Origin of the sequence: Bacillus sp. CD3-5, from assembly GCF_006349665.1 — a bacterium.
Taxonomy (GTDB): Bacteria; Bacillota; Bacilli; order Bacillales; family Bacillaceae_G; genus Bacillus_A; species Bacillus_A paranthracis.
Map to the genome: position 1 here is coordinate 25,946 of NZ_VEPX01000008.1, position 15,182 is coordinate 41,127.

At 35.2% G+C, this 15,182-nt stretch carries 15 protein-coding genes; 3 read left to right on the forward strand and 12 right to left on the reverse strand.

Features of this window, described 5'->3' with window-relative positions; genetic code table 11:
* Positions 1 to 10: 10 nt before the first annotated feature.
* From pflB to FH036_RS27570, 10 genes are all read right to left on the reverse strand, one after another.
* Entirely contained in the window at positions 11 to 2,260 is a 2,250-nt protein-coding gene (gene pflB / locus FH036_RS16290; RefSeq protein ID WP_000195490.1) for a formate C-acetyltransferase, read from the reverse strand.
* Positions 2,261 to 2,600: 340 nt separating this feature from the next.
* Positions 2,601 to 4,145, reverse strand: coding sequence for a glycosyltransferase family 2 protein (locus tag FH036_RS16300; protein WP_044790844.1), 1,545 nt, complete (start codon positions 4,143 to 4,145; stop codon positions 2,601 to 2,603).
* Positions 4,138 to 5,103: an NAD-dependent epimerase/dehydratase family protein gene (locus FH036_RS16305; protein WP_139895994.1), complete on the reverse strand. Its 966-nt coding sequence runs from the start codon at positions 5,101 to 5,103 to the stop codon at positions 4,138 to 4,140. Before FH036_RS16305 ends, FH036_RS16300 begins: the two co-directional genes overlap by 8 nt.
* Entirely contained in the window at positions 5,100 to 6,341 is a 1,242-nt protein-coding gene (locus FH036_RS16310; RefSeq protein WP_044790794.1) for a nucleotide sugar dehydrogenase, read from the reverse strand. The genes FH036_RS16305 and FH036_RS16310 overlap by 4 nt, the downstream gene beginning before the upstream one ends.
* The gene (locus FH036_RS16315; protein ID WP_139896026.1) at positions 6,334 to 7,878 is read right to left on the reverse strand and encodes a glycosyltransferase family 2 protein; all 1,545 of its coding nucleotides are present in this window, start codon (positions 7,876 to 7,878) and stop codon (positions 6,334 to 6,336) included. Before FH036_RS16315 ends, FH036_RS16310 begins: the two co-directional genes overlap by 8 nt.
* A gap of 13 nt (positions 7,879 to 7,891) precedes the next feature.
* Positions 7,892 to 8,086, reverse strand: a complete 195-nt coding sequence (locus FH036_RS16320; protein WP_000899467.1) for an LSm family protein — start codon at positions 8,084 to 8,086, stop codon at positions 7,892 to 7,894.
* A 16-nt stretch (positions 8,087 to 8,102) separates the two neighbouring features.
* Positions 8,103 to 8,504, reverse strand: coding sequence for an LSm family protein (locus FH036_RS16325; protein WP_044790795.1), 402 nt, complete (start codon positions 8,502 to 8,504; stop codon positions 8,103 to 8,105).
* A gap of 157 nt (positions 8,505 to 8,661) precedes the next feature.
* Entirely contained in the window at positions 8,662 to 9,903 is a 1,242-nt protein-coding gene (locus tag FH036_RS16330) for a serine hydrolase domain-containing protein (RefSeq protein ID WP_044790796.1), read from the reverse strand.
* Positions 9,904 to 10,156: 253 nt separating this feature from the next.
* On the reverse strand, positions 10,157 to 11,650 hold the full coding sequence (nagE, locus tag FH036_RS16335; protein ID WP_000938880.1) for an N-acetylglucosamine-specific PTS transporter subunit IIBC: 1,494 nt from the start codon (positions 11,648 to 11,650) through the stop codon (positions 10,157 to 10,159).
* A gap of 141 nt (positions 11,651 to 11,791) precedes the next feature.
* Positions 11,792 to 11,905: a hypothetical protein gene (locus FH036_RS27570; RefSeq protein WP_002020305.1), complete on the reverse strand. Its 114-nt coding sequence runs from the start codon at positions 11,903 to 11,905 to the stop codon at positions 11,792 to 11,794.
* Between the two features lie 69 nt (positions 11,906 to 11,974).
* Between FH036_RS27570 and glsA the strand changes: the two genes are divergently transcribed.
* A complete protein-coding gene (gene glsA, locus FH036_RS16345) occupies positions 11,975 to 12,904 on the forward strand; it encodes a glutaminase A (protein WP_001149852.1) in 930 nt (309 codons plus the stop codon).
* A gap of 175 nt (positions 12,905 to 13,079) precedes the next feature.
* Positions 13,080 to 13,421: a DUF3969 family protein gene (locus FH036_RS16350; protein WP_000766603.1), complete on the forward strand. Its 342-nt coding sequence runs from the start codon at positions 13,080 to 13,082 to the stop codon at positions 13,419 to 13,421.
* Between the two features lie 23 nt (positions 13,422 to 13,444).
* Here the strand turns inward: FH036_RS16350 and FH036_RS27160 are convergent, their stop codons facing one another.
* The gene (locus FH036_RS27160; RefSeq protein WP_000532409.1) at positions 13,445 to 13,603 is read right to left on the reverse strand and encodes a hypothetical protein; all 159 of its coding nucleotides are present in this window, start codon (positions 13,601 to 13,603) and stop codon (positions 13,445 to 13,447) included.
* Positions 13,604 to 13,717: 114 nt separating this feature from the next.
* Complete coding sequence (locus FH036_RS16355; RefSeq protein WP_139895995.1) at positions 13,718 to 14,329, reverse strand: manganese efflux pump; 612 nt, start codon at positions 14,327 to 14,329, stop codon at positions 13,718 to 13,720.
* Positions 14,330 to 14,458: 129 nt separating this feature from the next.
* Between FH036_RS16355 and FH036_RS16360 the strand changes: the two genes are divergently transcribed.
* Complete coding sequence (locus tag FH036_RS16360; RefSeq protein WP_001123720.1) at positions 14,459 to 15,112, forward strand: helix-turn-helix domain-containing protein; 654 nt, start codon at positions 14,459 to 14,461, stop codon at positions 15,110 to 15,112.
* Positions 15,113 to 15,182: the final 70 nt, after the last annotated feature.

The following is a 15,182-nucleotide window of genomic DNA, read 5'->3' on the forward strand; positions in this document are numbered from 1 at the left end:
CTTTTTTCATTTACATGCTTTCATGCATTGTACGGTTAATTACATCGATTTGTTGTTCACGAGTTAATTTAATAAAGTTTACAGCGTAACCAGATACGCGAATTGTTAATTGTGGATATTTCTCAGGATGTTCCATTGCATCCATTAATGTTTCACGGTTAAATACGTTAATATTTAAGTGATGTCCTTCTTTTACTGCATAACCATCAAGCATTGATACTAAGTTACGTACTTGTACTTCATCCTCTTTACCAAGTGCTTTTGGAATAATAGAGAATGTATTAGAAATGCCATCTTGTGCATCTTCATATGGTAATTTAGCTACAGATAATAATGAAGCTAACGCACCTTTTGTATCACGTCCATGCATCGGGTTCGCACCTGGTGCAAATGGTTCTCCAGTACGGCGACCATCTGGAGTGTTACCAGTTTTCTTACCGTATACAACGTTAGATGTGATTGTTAAGATTGACATTGTATGAACGGAATTTCTATATGTTTTGTGTTTACGAAGTTTATTCATAAATGTTTTCACAAGATTTACAGCAATTTCATCTACACGGTCATCATTGTTACCGTATTTAGGGAAATCTCCTTCAATTTCAAAGTCAACTGCAATTCCGTTTTCATCGCGAATTGGTTTTACTTTTGCGTATTTAATTGCACTTAAAGAGTCTGCTACTACAGATAGACCCGCGATACCTGTTGCCATTGTACGAAGAACATTTGTATCGTGAAGTGCCATTTCAATACGTTCATAGCTATATTTATCGTGCATGTAGTGAATAACATTTAATGTGTTTAAATATAGACCCGCTAACCATTCCATTGTCATATCAAACTTATGCATAACTTCTTCATAATCTAATACTTCAGAAGTAATCGGTGCGTACTCAGGACCAACTTGTGCTTTAGATTTTTCATCTTTACCACCGTTAATCGCATATAGCAATGCTTTTGCTAAGTTTGCACGTGCACCGAAGAACTGCATTTGTTTACCAATTCTCATTGCAGATACACAACAAGCAATTCCGTAGTCATCGCCATAGTCAGCACGCATAATGTCATCATTTTCATATTGAATTGCTGATGTTTTAATAGACATTTTCGCACAGTAGTTTTTAAAGTTCTGTGGTAATTGTTTAGACCAAAGAACTGTTAAGTTTGGTTCTGGAGCTGGTCCTAAATTATCTAATGTATGCAAGAAACGGAATGAGTTCTTTGTTACTAATGGACGACCATCCAATGCCATACCACCGATAGACTCAGTTACCCAAGTTGGGTCACCAGAGAATAACTCATTATAATCAGGTGTTCTTGCAAATTTCACAAGACGTAATTTCATAATGAAGTGATCCACAATTTCTTGTACGTCTTCTTCTGTTAAAGTACCATTTGCTAAATCTCTTTCAATATAAATATCTAAGAATGTAGAAGTACGTCCAAGACTCATTGCAGCTCCGTTTTGCTCTTTAATTGCTGCAAGATATGCAAAGTATAACCATTGGAATGCTTCTTGAGCAGTTGTTGCTGGCTTAGAAATATCAAAGCCATGAGAAGCAGCCATTTGTTTTAACTCTTGAAGTGCACGTATTTGCTCAGATAACTCTTCGCGTAAACGCATTGTATCTTCACTCATTACACCACCAGTTAAATTTAAATCTGTTTTCTTCGCTTCAATTAAATGATCTACTCCATATAATGCTACGCGGCGGTAGTCACCGATAATACGTCCACGTCCGTATGCATCTGGAAGACCCGTAATAACACCTGATTTACGAGCAGCTCTCATTTCTGGTGTATAAGCATCAAATACACCTTGGTTATGAGTTTTTCTCCAATCTCTGAAAATACGACTAAGCTCTTTATCCATTTCGTATCCATAAGATTCACAAGCTTGTTCCGCCATACGAATACCACCATATGGTTGTAAAGAACGTTTAAATGGTTTATCAGTTTGGAAACCGACTACTTTTTCAGTCTCTTTATTTAAATATCCTGGTTCATGTGATGTAATAGAAGAAACAATTTTTGTATCCATATCAAGAACGCCACCGTTTTCACGTTCTTTCGTTGTTAAATCCATTACTTGATCCCAAAGTTGTTTCGTTGCTTCAGTTGCTCCCGCTAAGAAAGATTCGTCTCCCTCGTAAACGTTTACATTATTTAAAATGAAATCGCGAACATCAATCTCTGCTTTCCATTTTTCACCTTTAAAGTTTTCCCATGCGTTTTTAACATTTTCTAATACTTGAGTCATCCTAATCTCCTCCATTTTTGATTAGTACAGGACTAAGATTTTTTATATAACAGCTTACACACTTAGAATACTACTTTTTTACGAAAGTGAACGAAATAGTTGTGACATGTTTGTGAAATATTGAGCAAACTACTATATACATAGTGTTAACTTCATTTGAAAGTCTTTAAAATTAACCCTTTCCTTAATTGTATTTTTTTGGTATTCTTATATACGAGTCCTATTTTGTAATATAAAAACAATACCCATTGTAGAGCTGTAATACTCTTATCTCCTAATCTGTTATAGTTTTTTATAACAGAACAAAAAAGTGTACATATGTTGTACACTTTTTTGTTACTTATAAAATATCTCTTTTTCTATTTCCATCATGGAATCCACCACGACTGCCTGTTAATACAATTAATTGCTCTAACCCTTCTATATGATCACCTATAATTCGAAGTACAGCTGGTGGATGACCTATTTTAGCAAAATGTTCACTGGGACGAATACGGTTCATCTTATCGACCTCAACACGACTTACACATGCAACTTCAAATCCTGAAAGAATAGCTTTCACTTGGGCTACACACGGTGCCAGTAAAGATCTATATCCAATTTCTTTCAAACACTTACGACTAAACGCATTCGGTACAGCGATAAGAGAGCCTACGCCTAGATCTTTTCTATCACAAGCTAAATTTAATGCATATTTAAATGCAGTTACAAGATGAAGCGGTACTCTTAAATCTAAATAATGATTTAGATCATTTAATGCAACATCTGTTCCATCTGCAATAGCTTTCGCAAAAGGATATAACTCACTCGCTGGAATAACAAAATCGCCGTCTATAAATAACACAATTTCTCCTTTTGCAAAATACGTTCCAAGTGAGCGCCCCACATCATTTCCGAGTGCTTCTTTATATACGATTGTCGTTGCTCCCTTTTCTTTTGCAATCGTTGCTGTTTGATCAGACGAACCATTTACAACAACGATAATTTCAAAAGGTTCAATTTTGCGAAGTTCTTCTATAACGTTTCCAATTGTTTTCTCTTCATCTTGTACAGGAATAATGACCGATAATTGCTTTCCCTTATACAAATTAGATGTAACGCCCCATCCTTGATAAAAATCTTCAAAATCTAAAGTATGATAGACACTATCTCTTTTCCTATTTCCATCACAATACCCTCCGCGCTCATCGCTACCTACTATTCGCTCGGCTACAGCTTCTATATGGTCACCTATCATCCGTTTTTCAGAATGAGAAAGACCTGCGCCATACGCAGCATGCTCGGTCGGCCGAAATTTATTTGGCGTAATAACGTCAATTGCACAATGTCGACTAATTCTCCATTTGCTTTGAACTAGACGTAAATGAGCGAGAATAGGATTAACAAAACATTCATATCCAATACTTTGAACAACTTCTTTCGTCAACGCATGAGGTACAGCTAATAAAGAATCAATTTTTAACTCTTCACGCTCTAATATTGCATTTAATATTTGGCGCCATACTGTAATAGAATTAGGTTTTTGCCTTTTTAAAAATAATGCGTCCAAATTATTTAAAACTACATCTGCCTGATTGTATAAAATCGGATTAAGAAATAACTGTAATTTTGAAGTTTGAATAGCAAAATCGCCATCTATAAATAGTAGTACATCACCTATAGCTTCTTTGGCACCAGCTGCACGTCCAACATCATTTCCAAGCTTTTCTGTATACCGCAGTACTTTACATCCTAAATGCTCAGCAACTGTTTCTGTACCATCAGTACAACCATTTGCTACTACAATAATCTCTAATGGATTTAATCCTTTTACCGATTGAATAACGTCTGAAATCGTATCGATTTCATTACATGCAGGAATAATAACAGATAATGACTTAGCCATTGTCTTCTTCACGAAACCACTTAATTGTTTCCTTCAATCCGTCTTCCCACGTTACTTTCGCCTGAAATTGAACAAGCTCTTTTAATTTTGTTACGTCCGGTCTTCTATTTGGAATTTCCTCAAAGCCATGTGGGTATACCTCTTCGAAAGGAACTTGAACAATTTTCGAAGAAGATTTCGTTAGTTTTTTAATTACTTCTGCTACTTCTTTTATACTCTTTTCATTCTCAGAACCTATGTTAATAATTTCACCATTTACCTTTTCATCCATCGCTCGAATCGTTGCCTCTACCGCATCACTTACATACGTAAAACAACGTGTCTGCTCTCCATCTCCATATACGAGAATGTCTTCTCCTTGCAAAGCCGCACTAATAAATCGCGGGATTACCCCTGCATACGGACCATCTTTCGCTCTTGGACCATAAATATTAAAATAACGAACAATCGTTACCGGTAAACCTTCTAATGCGTATCCTAAACATAATGTTTCTTCTAATGTTTTACACACTGCATAACTCCAACGTATTTTAGAAGTTGCCCCGTATAATCGATCTCCCTCTTCAGAGAAGGGTGGCTTTGCCTTACCATATACTTCTGAAGTAGACGCAAAAACTACTTTCTTCTTTCCTTTTAGCGCTGCTTGTAAAATGTTTCTCGTTCCATCAAAATTCGTTTCAATAAGCTCTATACTCTTTTCCATTGTCGTTTTCACACCTAAAATTGCTGCTAAATGAAACACTACATCATGTTGATTTACTAATTCATAAATAGAATTTTTATCTAAAACACTTATTGGAATAACCCGAATTTCTTTCATTAACTCATCATGATATTTATTTCTCCCTTTATAGAAGTTATCAACGATAGTGACATCATAACCTCTTTTCACCAGCTCTTCAGCTAAATGCGATCCAATAAATCCTGCTCCACCTGTAATTAAACATTTCTTACTCATACACTCACCTTCTTTATAATTCCACGTGTATCTACGACTTGCTTTATCCCTTTAAAAACCTTCCAATCGATATTAGAGTGGTCTGTTAAAATTAAAATACAATTCGCTTGTTTAACGACTTGTTCATCCAAAGAAACAGATTGATACACCTTATCTCCAAACTTTGCAGAAGAAATATATGGATCGTGATATTCGATTTCATATCCTTCTTTTATTAACAATTCAATAATTGGTAAAGCAGGTGATTCTCTCAAATCATTTACATCTTTCTTATACGCAACTCCTACAATTAAAACTGATGCAGGTGATTGCACCATACCTTTTACTTTCCTGACTATTTTCTCTGGCATTTCTTCATTAATCACATGTGCAGCCTCAATTAATTGACTAATTTCCCCATTTCTTTTTATTCTCCATTGGAAATATAAAGGATCTACTGGAATACAATGTCCTCCTATTCCTGGTCCTGGCCAATATGGAGTAAATCCAAACGGTTTTGTAGATGCCGCTTCAAGCGCCTCATAAAAATCAATTCCTAAACTTTCACATAGTGTGTTTAACTCATTTACTAAGGAAATATTGACTAGGCGCTGAATATTTTCAAATAACTTACACATTTCCGCTACTTTCGGAGAACTAACTGGAACAACTACATCAAATGTAGTGCTATACAACTCCTGAACTTTTTGTTTACACTTTTCTGTTTGTCCACTAATAACTTTTGGAATCGTTTGAACAGAATAGTGACTATTAGCCGGATCAATTCTCTCAGGGGAATATCCGATATAGAAATCTTCTCCTACCTTTTTCCCTGTTTGAGAAATAATAGGAATGATAACTTCCTCGAGTGTACCTGGATATGTGGAGCTTTCAAAAATGAAGGTTTGTCCTTTTTGAAGGTTTTGTTGTATATAATGTGAGGCTGAAATGAGGGCACTTAAGTCTGGTTCTCTTTGTTCATTAATTGGAGTCGGGACAGTAACAATAACATAATCACTATTTTGAAAATCAGCAATACCTTGATCCGGTGTATTTACTATTAATTTTTTTTTCGTCAATAAACTTTGTAACTCTTTAGAAGAAACATCCGGAATATAACTTTCTCCTTTTATAATTGATTCTATTTTTCTAATATCTTTATCTAACCCAAGTACTGTATGCCCTCTCTCTGCAAAATGGACTGCTAAAGGAAGGCCAACATACCCTAAGCCAATAATAGCTACTTTACTACTATTCATTTGTATTCTCTTCTTCCCTTCTCAATTGTTGAATGATATCTCTATCTCTATCTCCATCCGTAAAGCCACCGCGTTCGTCCGTACACTGTAATAAATACGCAATCGCCTCAATTTGATCACCGAAAATACGATCAAATGCTGAAATACGCCCATTTACAAATTCGTGTTGCTCTGGACGTACTCGATTTGTTTTTATAACATCTACTAACTCTACTGCTGTAATAGAGAATCCTTCTAAAATAGCTTTTATCTGAGCTAATGGAGGAATCACAAGAGAATCATAACCAATTTTCTCTATTACTTTTTTATGCATAGCGTGTGGTACTGCTGTTAATGAGTTATTCCATAAATCTGGTCGCTTCGCTATCAAATTCACAAAATATTTTCCCATGCTAATTGGATCTGCTGGATGAAACATATCTAATAAACACTGTAAATCATTTAATGCCACATCACTTCCATCTTCAATAGCGCGCAAAAATAGAATTAAATTTGTTGCTGGAATAATAAAATCACTATCAACAAATAAACAAATATCTGCCGTAGCATACATGGCCCCTATCGCCCGTGCTACATTATGCCCAAGCGTTTCCTCCAACTCAACAACAATAACATTCTCTAGCTTTACTTGTTTAATGGTCTTTACGGCAGCTCCATTCGCAACAACTATAATTTCATCTACACCCGCTTTTTTCACTTCCTGTATAACAGACCTTATAGTTGTTTTCTCTTCTGATACTGGGATAATGGCACTATATTTCGCTTTTTTCTTTTGCAATAAAACTGGTTTATACTTTCCTACAAACTCCCTATCTTTATTGCCCTTAGAAAAACCACCGCGATTACCGTATGTTTCGATTACGTATTGTAAAGCTCGCAAATGATCACCCATAATACGACTAGTCGCTTTCGGATAAGGAGAGCCAGGTGATGTGCCCGTATGGACAGGACGAACTTTATTTGTGTAAATGACATCAACTGAAGCCATATCAGAAATATCTACTCCTCTAGACATCGCCATCGCTTGAAATAGTGCTGGGTCCGCTAAATTCCACCACCCTAGTTTTTCAATCACTTCACGACTGATTGCATGTGGTATCGCAATTAAAGACCCTACAACAAATTCTTTCTTGTTCAAATAACGATTTAACATATATTTTCCAACCGTCGTATAATGCGGTCGTACTTTTAAATAAACAGACCATGTTAAGTTATTCAAAACAATTTGATGTCCTTGTTGTATTCCTTTAATAAAAGGATATAATTCTTCACTTTTCATGACGATATCACCGTCTAAAAATAAGACAATTTCACCTTTTGCTTCTCTAGCGCCAATTGCCCGTCCCACATCATTACCAAGAGAATATCTATAATAAATCACACGACAATTATGCTGTAGCGCTATTTCTTTCGTACCATCTGTCGATCCATTATCTACTATGATAATTTCATATGGTTCCAACTTCCTTACTTCTACTAAAACTTTTGATAAAGTACTTGCTTCATTATGCACTGGAATCACAACTGACACTCTCATACTTGTATCACTCTTACCCTTCCAAGCGAACATAAGCAATAATAGGAATACGTACAGCTACATCTTCTGGTGGTCCATAAGAAGGAGAAGTACGAATAATTACTGCCCCATCCGTCACAGATAAAAGAACGCCCGCAATGATTTCTACAGCTGTCACAACTTGCACTAGTTCACCAACATGGTTACGTAATTCATCAGTAAATAACATATATAACTCTCCTTTCTTACGCTTCTTTAATTGATATAATACTTGTAAATGGTAATAAAACTTCTGTTCCTATTCCTTCTTGCAGTGTTAAGAAATCATCACCAACTGCTACAATTACACCCGTTAACTGTCCAACTGTCACAGTAATTTCAACATTTTTACCCAAATACTGCTCTGCAATTTCTTTAAAAGGTGATGTATTACATTCTTTTAAAATGTTACAAATAATAGATTGAAATTTACTTGATTCAATAAATTCTTCCGTAGCTTGCTTAGAGTTTCTTTGAATAAATCTCGCGAAGTTTTGTGAAAATAAAAGTCTTTCCACAGCAGGCAATAACTTATTATCTAAAAAATAATCTAATTGTCTATTAAACAATCTCGATAACTTTTTCCAATAATTACTGAACAGACACATACACTTCTCCTCCTATTATTTTTAAAGTATAAAAACATATCCATACATCTTAATGTATACAAAGCAGACTCTTTTTGTGATAGGTAAGACATACATTTTTCAACGAAACAATATGTTCTAATCACATAAAAAAAAGACTACCTAAAAAGATAGTCTCTTACACTTCAATATTTCGTAACATCGTATAAATGTCATTATTCACTTTACCAAAAGATTTAATGTTGTTTTGAATGTTAGATAATAAAACAACATACACACTACCATTTTTACTAAATCCATTTAAACAGTTCCAGCCTGGCATTACACCGTGATTCGAATAACTTCCCGGGTCTACGTACCATCCAAACCCGTAATCTTTTTTTCCGCCTGTAAACATTTGATTGTAGCTTTCTTTTGAAATTAGCTTTCCAGAGAAGAGTGCTTCATTAAATAAATATAAATCGTGTGCACTTGTATATATATCACCACAACCATATAGTTGTGACATACTTGGAATATTAGGTGTTGTCATATTGTTATTTACTATTTTATAACCTGTCGATGGAAATCTTGTTTGTTCTAGCTCTCTACCAAAACCAGAATGTTTCATACCAGCAGGTGCAAAAATATGTTGTTTAATATACTCTTCTAACGGTTGTCCGCTTACCTTCTCAGCAATATAGGCGAGTATCGAATAGTTAGAATCGGAATACTTCCATTTCTCTCCTGGACCCCCAACACGCTTTTGGTTTCCTATTCGTTTTATCAGTTCTTCATGCGAAATATCCTCTGTTCCCTGTTCATACTCTGGAATTCCTGATGTATGTGTTAGTAAATGTTTTAACTGAATCCCATTACCTTGAGGGAAATCTGGAATATACTTTGCAATCGTATCCTCTACGTTTAATTTATTTTGATCTTTTAATTGCATAATAGCAGTCGCTACAAATGCCTTTGAAATAGAACCAATATAAAAAGTTGTCTCTGAATTATTCGGTACTTGTTTCTCTTTATTCGCCATACCGTATCCTTTATTCAAAAGAACTTTTCCGTTCTTCACAATAACCGCTGTCCCGCTAAATCCTGTATTTTGTAAATATTGATCTAATTGAGCGTTTTCATTAACTTCTTGAGGTGGTCCCTCAGCAGGCTGTTCTGCAGCTTGTGCTTGCTTCACTTGTTCTTCCTGCTCTTTTTGTTTTTGTGCTTCTTGCTTCTTTTTTTCTTCTTTCTTTTTTAGCTCTTCTTGTTTCTTCATTTCTGCTGCTGCTTTTAAAGTTTCTTCTTTCTTATTATGCGCAACAATTTTTGTATACATGAAATATACAACTGAAAATAGTAAGACGATAATGATTGTTCTTTTTATGTATACAATCGGCCGACGTGCTTTCCCATTCGCATTATTTTTTTCCTGATCCATGATTGCTTTTTTCCCCTTACTCAACAATAATTTACTCCCTCTACTAAAGATTTTTTTTAGTAGATTATGGATACGCCATTCTATGTCATCCCTACTTTATCACGCACTGCACATATTACCAACCTATATGTATAAAAAAGAAAAAGAAAATTTACAAAAGTAAGATTGCTGTTAAATTGTTAACAAAAAAAGAGGATATCCTCTAAAAAAATTGATGTCATCAATCTTTTCGGATATCCTCTTATCTCATTATTTATACGTGTTTTTTCATATCATCGGCAACAGATTCAACATTTGTACCTACAATAACTTGGACACTCGTGTTACTTAATTTCATAACACCTTTTGCACCAGCACGTTTTAATGCTGCTTCGTTTACTTGACCAGCATCTTTCACTTGTAAGCGTAGACGTGTTGCACAGTTATCAATAACTGTTAAGTTTTCTTTTCCACCTAAAGCTGCTACGTAAGTTTCACCAATTGAACCTGCAACTGGAGCTTCTTCGCCTTCAGCTACTTCCTCTTCATCTTCACGACCAGGAGTTTTTAGGTCGAACTTCTTAATTAAGAAGTAGAATACTACAAAGTAAATTGCTGCGTAAATTAAACCAATTCCTGCTAGTAACAATGGTTTTGTTGCAATACCGAAGTTTAAGAAGTAATCGATTGCCCCAGCACTAAATGAGAAACCATCGTGAATGCCAAGTGTTGTTGTAATGAATAGAGACAGACCTGTTAATACAGCATGAATACCATATAATACTGGTGATAAGAACATGAATGAGAATTCAATTGGCTCTGTAATACCAGTTAAGAATGAAGTTAATGCTAGACCACCTAACATACCTGTAACCATTTTACGTTTTTCTGGTTTAGCAGCTGCAATCATTGCGAAACATGCTGCTGGTAAACCGAACATCATAATTGGGAAGAAACCAGTCATGAACATACCTGCTGATGGATCTTTTGCAAAGAAGCGTGCAATATCACCATGAACGATATCGCCAGCTGCATTTGTAAAGTCACCAAGTACGAACCAGAAGTATGTGTTCATTACGTGGTGTAAACCGATTGGAATTAATAAACGGTTTAATAATCCGAATAAACCAGCACCAATTGAACCTAAGTTCACGATACCGTGTGCTACTGCATCAATACCACTTTGAATCGTTGGCCAAATTTGACCGAATACTAATCCTAAAAGAAGCATCACGATTGAAGTAATGATTGGTACAAAACGTTTTCCTGCAAAGAATCCTAACCATTCTGGTAGCTTAATCTTATGGAATTTGTTGTATAGTAACCCAGCAACAACCCCTGCAATAATACCACCGAGTATGGCCATATTAATTTTCGGCGTTAACGCCGCTGCTTTTGAAACCTTTGTCATTGTATCTGCTAATTTAGTTGGATCTACTGAACCGACTAAATCTTGAACACTTTTTAATTTATCATTTAACTCTGCTGCTGAATACGTCTTACTTAGAGCATTCGTTGTATTTTGTAAAACAAGATATCCGATTGCTCCGGCAAGTCCAGCTGCTCCACTACCGTCAACAGACAAACCGATTGCAACACCAATTGCAAAAATAAGTGCTAAATTATCAAAAATTGCTGCACCGGCCTGTGCCATAACAGGAATGTTAAATACGTCTTCTTGTCCTAAACGAAGCAATAATCCTGCTGCTGGTAGTACGGCAATTGGAAGCATTAACGCTTTACCAATACGTTGTAAAAACTGCAACATTTTAATTCCCCCTATCAAATTTATGAAATCGTTATCATTATAAGTACGCCTTAGAAAACGCTTTCTATTTACATAACCATAATAACATATAGTTGTATAGATGTGTAGTTTTTATTTTTGAATTTTTTATGGATAAATCTCCTATTTCCAAACTGTTATATAAAAGGAAATTTCTCCTTTTTCACTACAAAATACGCGAAACGAAAGACCCACTATAGAACATGCAACTTTCGTTTTATCATTCCACTTTTTCATGTTATTATTTATTTCCGAGCATATCGGGAAAAGTAAACTTAGTTAATTCAAAATAGGAGCGTTGGTACTATGCAGTGCATTGAGACAAACAACTTACAACAGTTGTTAGAACAAGTAAAACCATATACGAAAAAAGGAAAGCTTGCTACTTATATCCCCGAACTAGGAAATGCCAATCCAGATGATTTAGGGATTGCCATTTTTCATAAAGAAACAGAATACATCCATGCTGGCAACTCACAAACACTATTCACTCTTCAAAGTATTTCAAAAGTAATTACACTTGCACTTGCCCTTTTAGATCGTGGTGAAGAATATGTATTTTCTAAAGTTGGAATGGAACCAACCGGTGATCCATTTAATTCTATTATTAAATTAGAAACGACAAGTCCTTCTAAACCACTTAATCCAATGATTAATGCAGGGGCACTAGCCATTACAAGCATGTTAGCAGGTAAAGATAATGAAGAAAAAATGGAGCGCATTCTTCATTTCGTACGTGAAATAACAGATAATCCTACTATTAATTATTCTTCTAAAGTTGCGAATTCAGAATTAGAGACAGCTTACTTAAATCGTTCACTTTGTTACTATATGAAACAAAACGGAATTATTGATTGTGATATCGAAGAACTGATGGATTTATACACTCGTCAATGTGCAGTTGAGGTAAACTGTATCGATTTAGCACGTATCGGTTTAATTTTTGCAATGGATGGATATGATCCATATAAGGAAAAACAAATTATCCCTAAGCATATTACAAAGATTTGTAAAACATTTATGGTTACATGCGGTATGTATAACGAGTCTGGTGAATTTGCGATTCGTGTTGGTATCCCCGCAAAAAGTGGTGTAGCTGGTGGCATTTTCGGCTGTGTAAAAGGCGAAATGGGAATTGGTATTTTCGGACCAGCTTTAGATGCAAACGGAAATAGTATCGCTGGTTTTAAAATTCTTGAACTTCTTTCTGCTCAAGAAGGTTGGAGCATTTTTTAATTCAGAACTATCCTGCTATACTAGCAGGATTTTTTCATTTCATAAAAATCTTAACTTTATCAGCTATCCATGACCGTACAGAAACCGTACTGAAAGTTTCTCTATATCATGCATATTTGCTCCCCCCTCCTGAATAATATAGTACAACCTAGCGCTATATGTGGAGGTGTGAAAGATGAAACTAATATTTCAAATGGGAAAACAGCCTGTTCTTGAAAAAACAATTCTTCTTTTTATATTGAGTATTGTAGAAAGCTTAAAGCTAAAAGTTGTTTCACTCGATGAAGCTCACCGATACATATTCAATTTAGAAGTACTTGAACTATTAATGGATCGGAACATCGATGATCAAGTACTTGAACTTATTCATTTCGGAATGGGACTTGAAGACATTCATCATGTGCTTCCTGAAGAACTTGAACATACGATTGAAGAATTAAAGTGGCTTTGTATCCAAGTATTAAGTGAGTACAGTATGCATGAAGAATCAGAACAATTAATTGAAGATATACGTTAAAAAAAGCACCTATGTAGGTGCTTTTAATGTTTTTTCAAACTATTTTTATACGCTTCAATATTTACTGGTAGCTCTTCCTCTTCCAAAGTATGTTCATTTACATCTTTATGAATGAACGCACCTTTAGGTGGTTGGTGATCATGCCCTTTTTTCTTATGATCAAATGCTTTCCCGCGTCCCATACAAATCCCCCTTTCTTAAAAGAAATCCGTATTAGTATGGAGAAAAGTACGTCGATATATGCAATCCCTTGCTGTATTTCCAAGGAAATACTCGAACCTTGTTTTCTACTCTCCTTACAACAACTGATCTATCCCGATAAGAATTAATAACACACCCGCAATAACCGTAGCCCATTTCCCTAAGTATTCTGCTAAATATCGTTTTCCTACATACGCAAAGCCACTTATGCAAATAAAACTAAACACCCCAGAAATAGTTGCTGTAAGCCAAAGGTTCAAGTTTGTTACTCCAGCATCAAATCCACCTGCAATATTATTAATAGACAACGCAACCCCTAAAACAATTGCTTCTGAAAAACTAATTGTTTTTGAACCATCAAAATCTGCTTTTTCTGGATCACGTAAAATTCCCATTAGTACATTACCATCTTTAGAGCCTACGGTATTTCTTTGCCCCAAGAAAGGCTGGCACAAAATAAACACACCGATTATCCCTAAAACGATTGCTCCAATCAAGTTTGCTGTAAACTCTGAAATAAATAACGCAATCCAGTTCCCAAAAAATCCAGCTAATAAAGTAAATAAAAAACCAAAAAATGCGATGATAAAATTGTTGAACCACGAAATTCTAATTTTACGAATGCCATATGCAATCCCAACACCTGCATTATCTAAATTAGAAGCAATCCCAATTAAAAAAATTGAAAATAGACCTGCCGTACTCATAAATAGCCACCCCTTTTTCTCACTTTTCAATGCATCTTATGAAAATGTTGAGCAACTGTGCCTGTCTGTTTCATATACATGTAATAAATACTCAACATTTTTTCAACAATAAAAAGGAGTGCCTTCGCTATGCCTAAAGAAAATCCAAATGAGCGGCTTAGTAGATTAATAAAAAAACTTTTAAAAGAACGTGCCTTATCTATGCGTCAACTCGGAATGCTTACAAATATTGATCCCGCAACAATCTCAAGAATTATGAATGGTAAACAACCGCCAAAACAAAAACACCTACAAAAATTCGCAGAATGTCTGCAAGTTCCACCCCAATTGTTATTTGATGAAATGTATCCGGATTCTCCTCACATTAATAAAGAAAAGACGGATATGTACACATCTCTTGATACAATTCAGCAAACGCTGCAATCCTCTAACTTATTCGATTTCGACTACACAACAACCCGCGTAAAACAAGAACTTGAAAACTATGAACGATATGCGCAAACAACAGAGGGTGAAAAACGTATTCATGAAAGTTTTGCAAGCAAGTTAGAACAAATTGATAGCGCTGGTCCTTTCATTGAACAATTAACGGATATGTATCAACAATTTTGCAATGAAACGATTTCAAAAGAAGAGCGTGCAGTTCTTGGCGGCGCATTACTGTATTTCATTTTATCGACAGATATTATTCCCGACTATCTCTTTCCAATTGGTTATTTAGATGATGCAATTGCTGTTGAATTAGCGAAAGAGAAATTAATTGAGCTAAAACGAAAGACATAGAAAAATAAAGAACTATTTCAGTTGTTTCTATCCAACTCTGAAATAGTTCACTAAAAAATCGTACAAGTAT

Coding starts and splice junctions, on each gene's coding strand:
- pflB (WP_000195490.1), bottom strand. CDS start 2,260: ATGACTCAAGTATTAGAAAATGTTAAAAACGCATGGGAAAACTTTAAA.
- FH036_RS16300 (WP_044790844.1), bottom strand. CDS start 4,145: ATGGCTAAGTCATTATCTGTTATTATTCCTGCATGTAATGAAATCGAT.
- FH036_RS16305 (WP_139895994.1), bottom strand. CDS start 5,103: ATGAGTAAGAAATGTTTAATTACAGGTGGAGCAGGATTTATTGGATCG.
- FH036_RS16310 (WP_044790794.1), bottom strand. CDS start 6,341: ATGAATAGTAGTAAAGTAGCTATTATTGGCTTAGGGTATGTTGGCCTT.
- FH036_RS16315 (WP_139896026.1), bottom strand. CDS start 7,878: ATGAGAGTGTCAGTTGTGATTCCAGTGCATAATGAAGCAAGTACTTTA.
- FH036_RS16320 (WP_000899467.1), bottom strand. CDS start 8,086: ATGTTATTTACTGATGAATTACGTAACCATGTTGGTGAACTAGTGCAA.
- FH036_RS16325 (WP_044790795.1), bottom strand. CDS start 8,504: ATGTGTCTGTTCAGTAATTATTGGAAAAAGTTATCGAGATTGTTTAAT.
- FH036_RS16330 (WP_044790796.1), bottom strand. CDS start 9,903: ATGGATCAGGAAAAAAATAATGCGAATGGGAAAGCACGTCGGCCGATT.
- nagE (WP_000938880.1), bottom strand. CDS start 11,650: ATGTTGCAGTTTTTACAACGTATTGGTAAAGCGTTAATGCTTCCAATT.
- FH036_RS27570 (WP_002020305.1), bottom strand. CDS start 11,905: ATGAAAAAGTGGAATGATAAAACGAAAGTTGCATGTTCTATAGTGGGT.
- glsA (WP_001149852.1), top strand. CDS start 11,975: ATGCAGTGCATTGAGACAAACAACTTACAACAGTTGTTAGAACAAGTA.
- FH036_RS16350 (WP_000766603.1), top strand. CDS start 13,080: ATGAAACTAATATTTCAAATGGGAAAACAGCCTGTTCTTGAAAAAACA.
- FH036_RS27160 (WP_000532409.1), bottom strand. CDS start 13,603: ATGGGACGCGGGAAAGCATTTGATCATAAGAAAAAAGGGCATGATCAC.
- FH036_RS16355 (WP_139895995.1), bottom strand. CDS start 14,329: ATGAGTACGGCAGGTCTATTTTCAATTTTTTTAATTGGGATTGCTTCT.
- FH036_RS16360 (WP_001123720.1), top strand. CDS start 14,459: ATGCCTAAAGAAAATCCAAATGAGCGGCTTAGTAGATTAATAAAAAAA.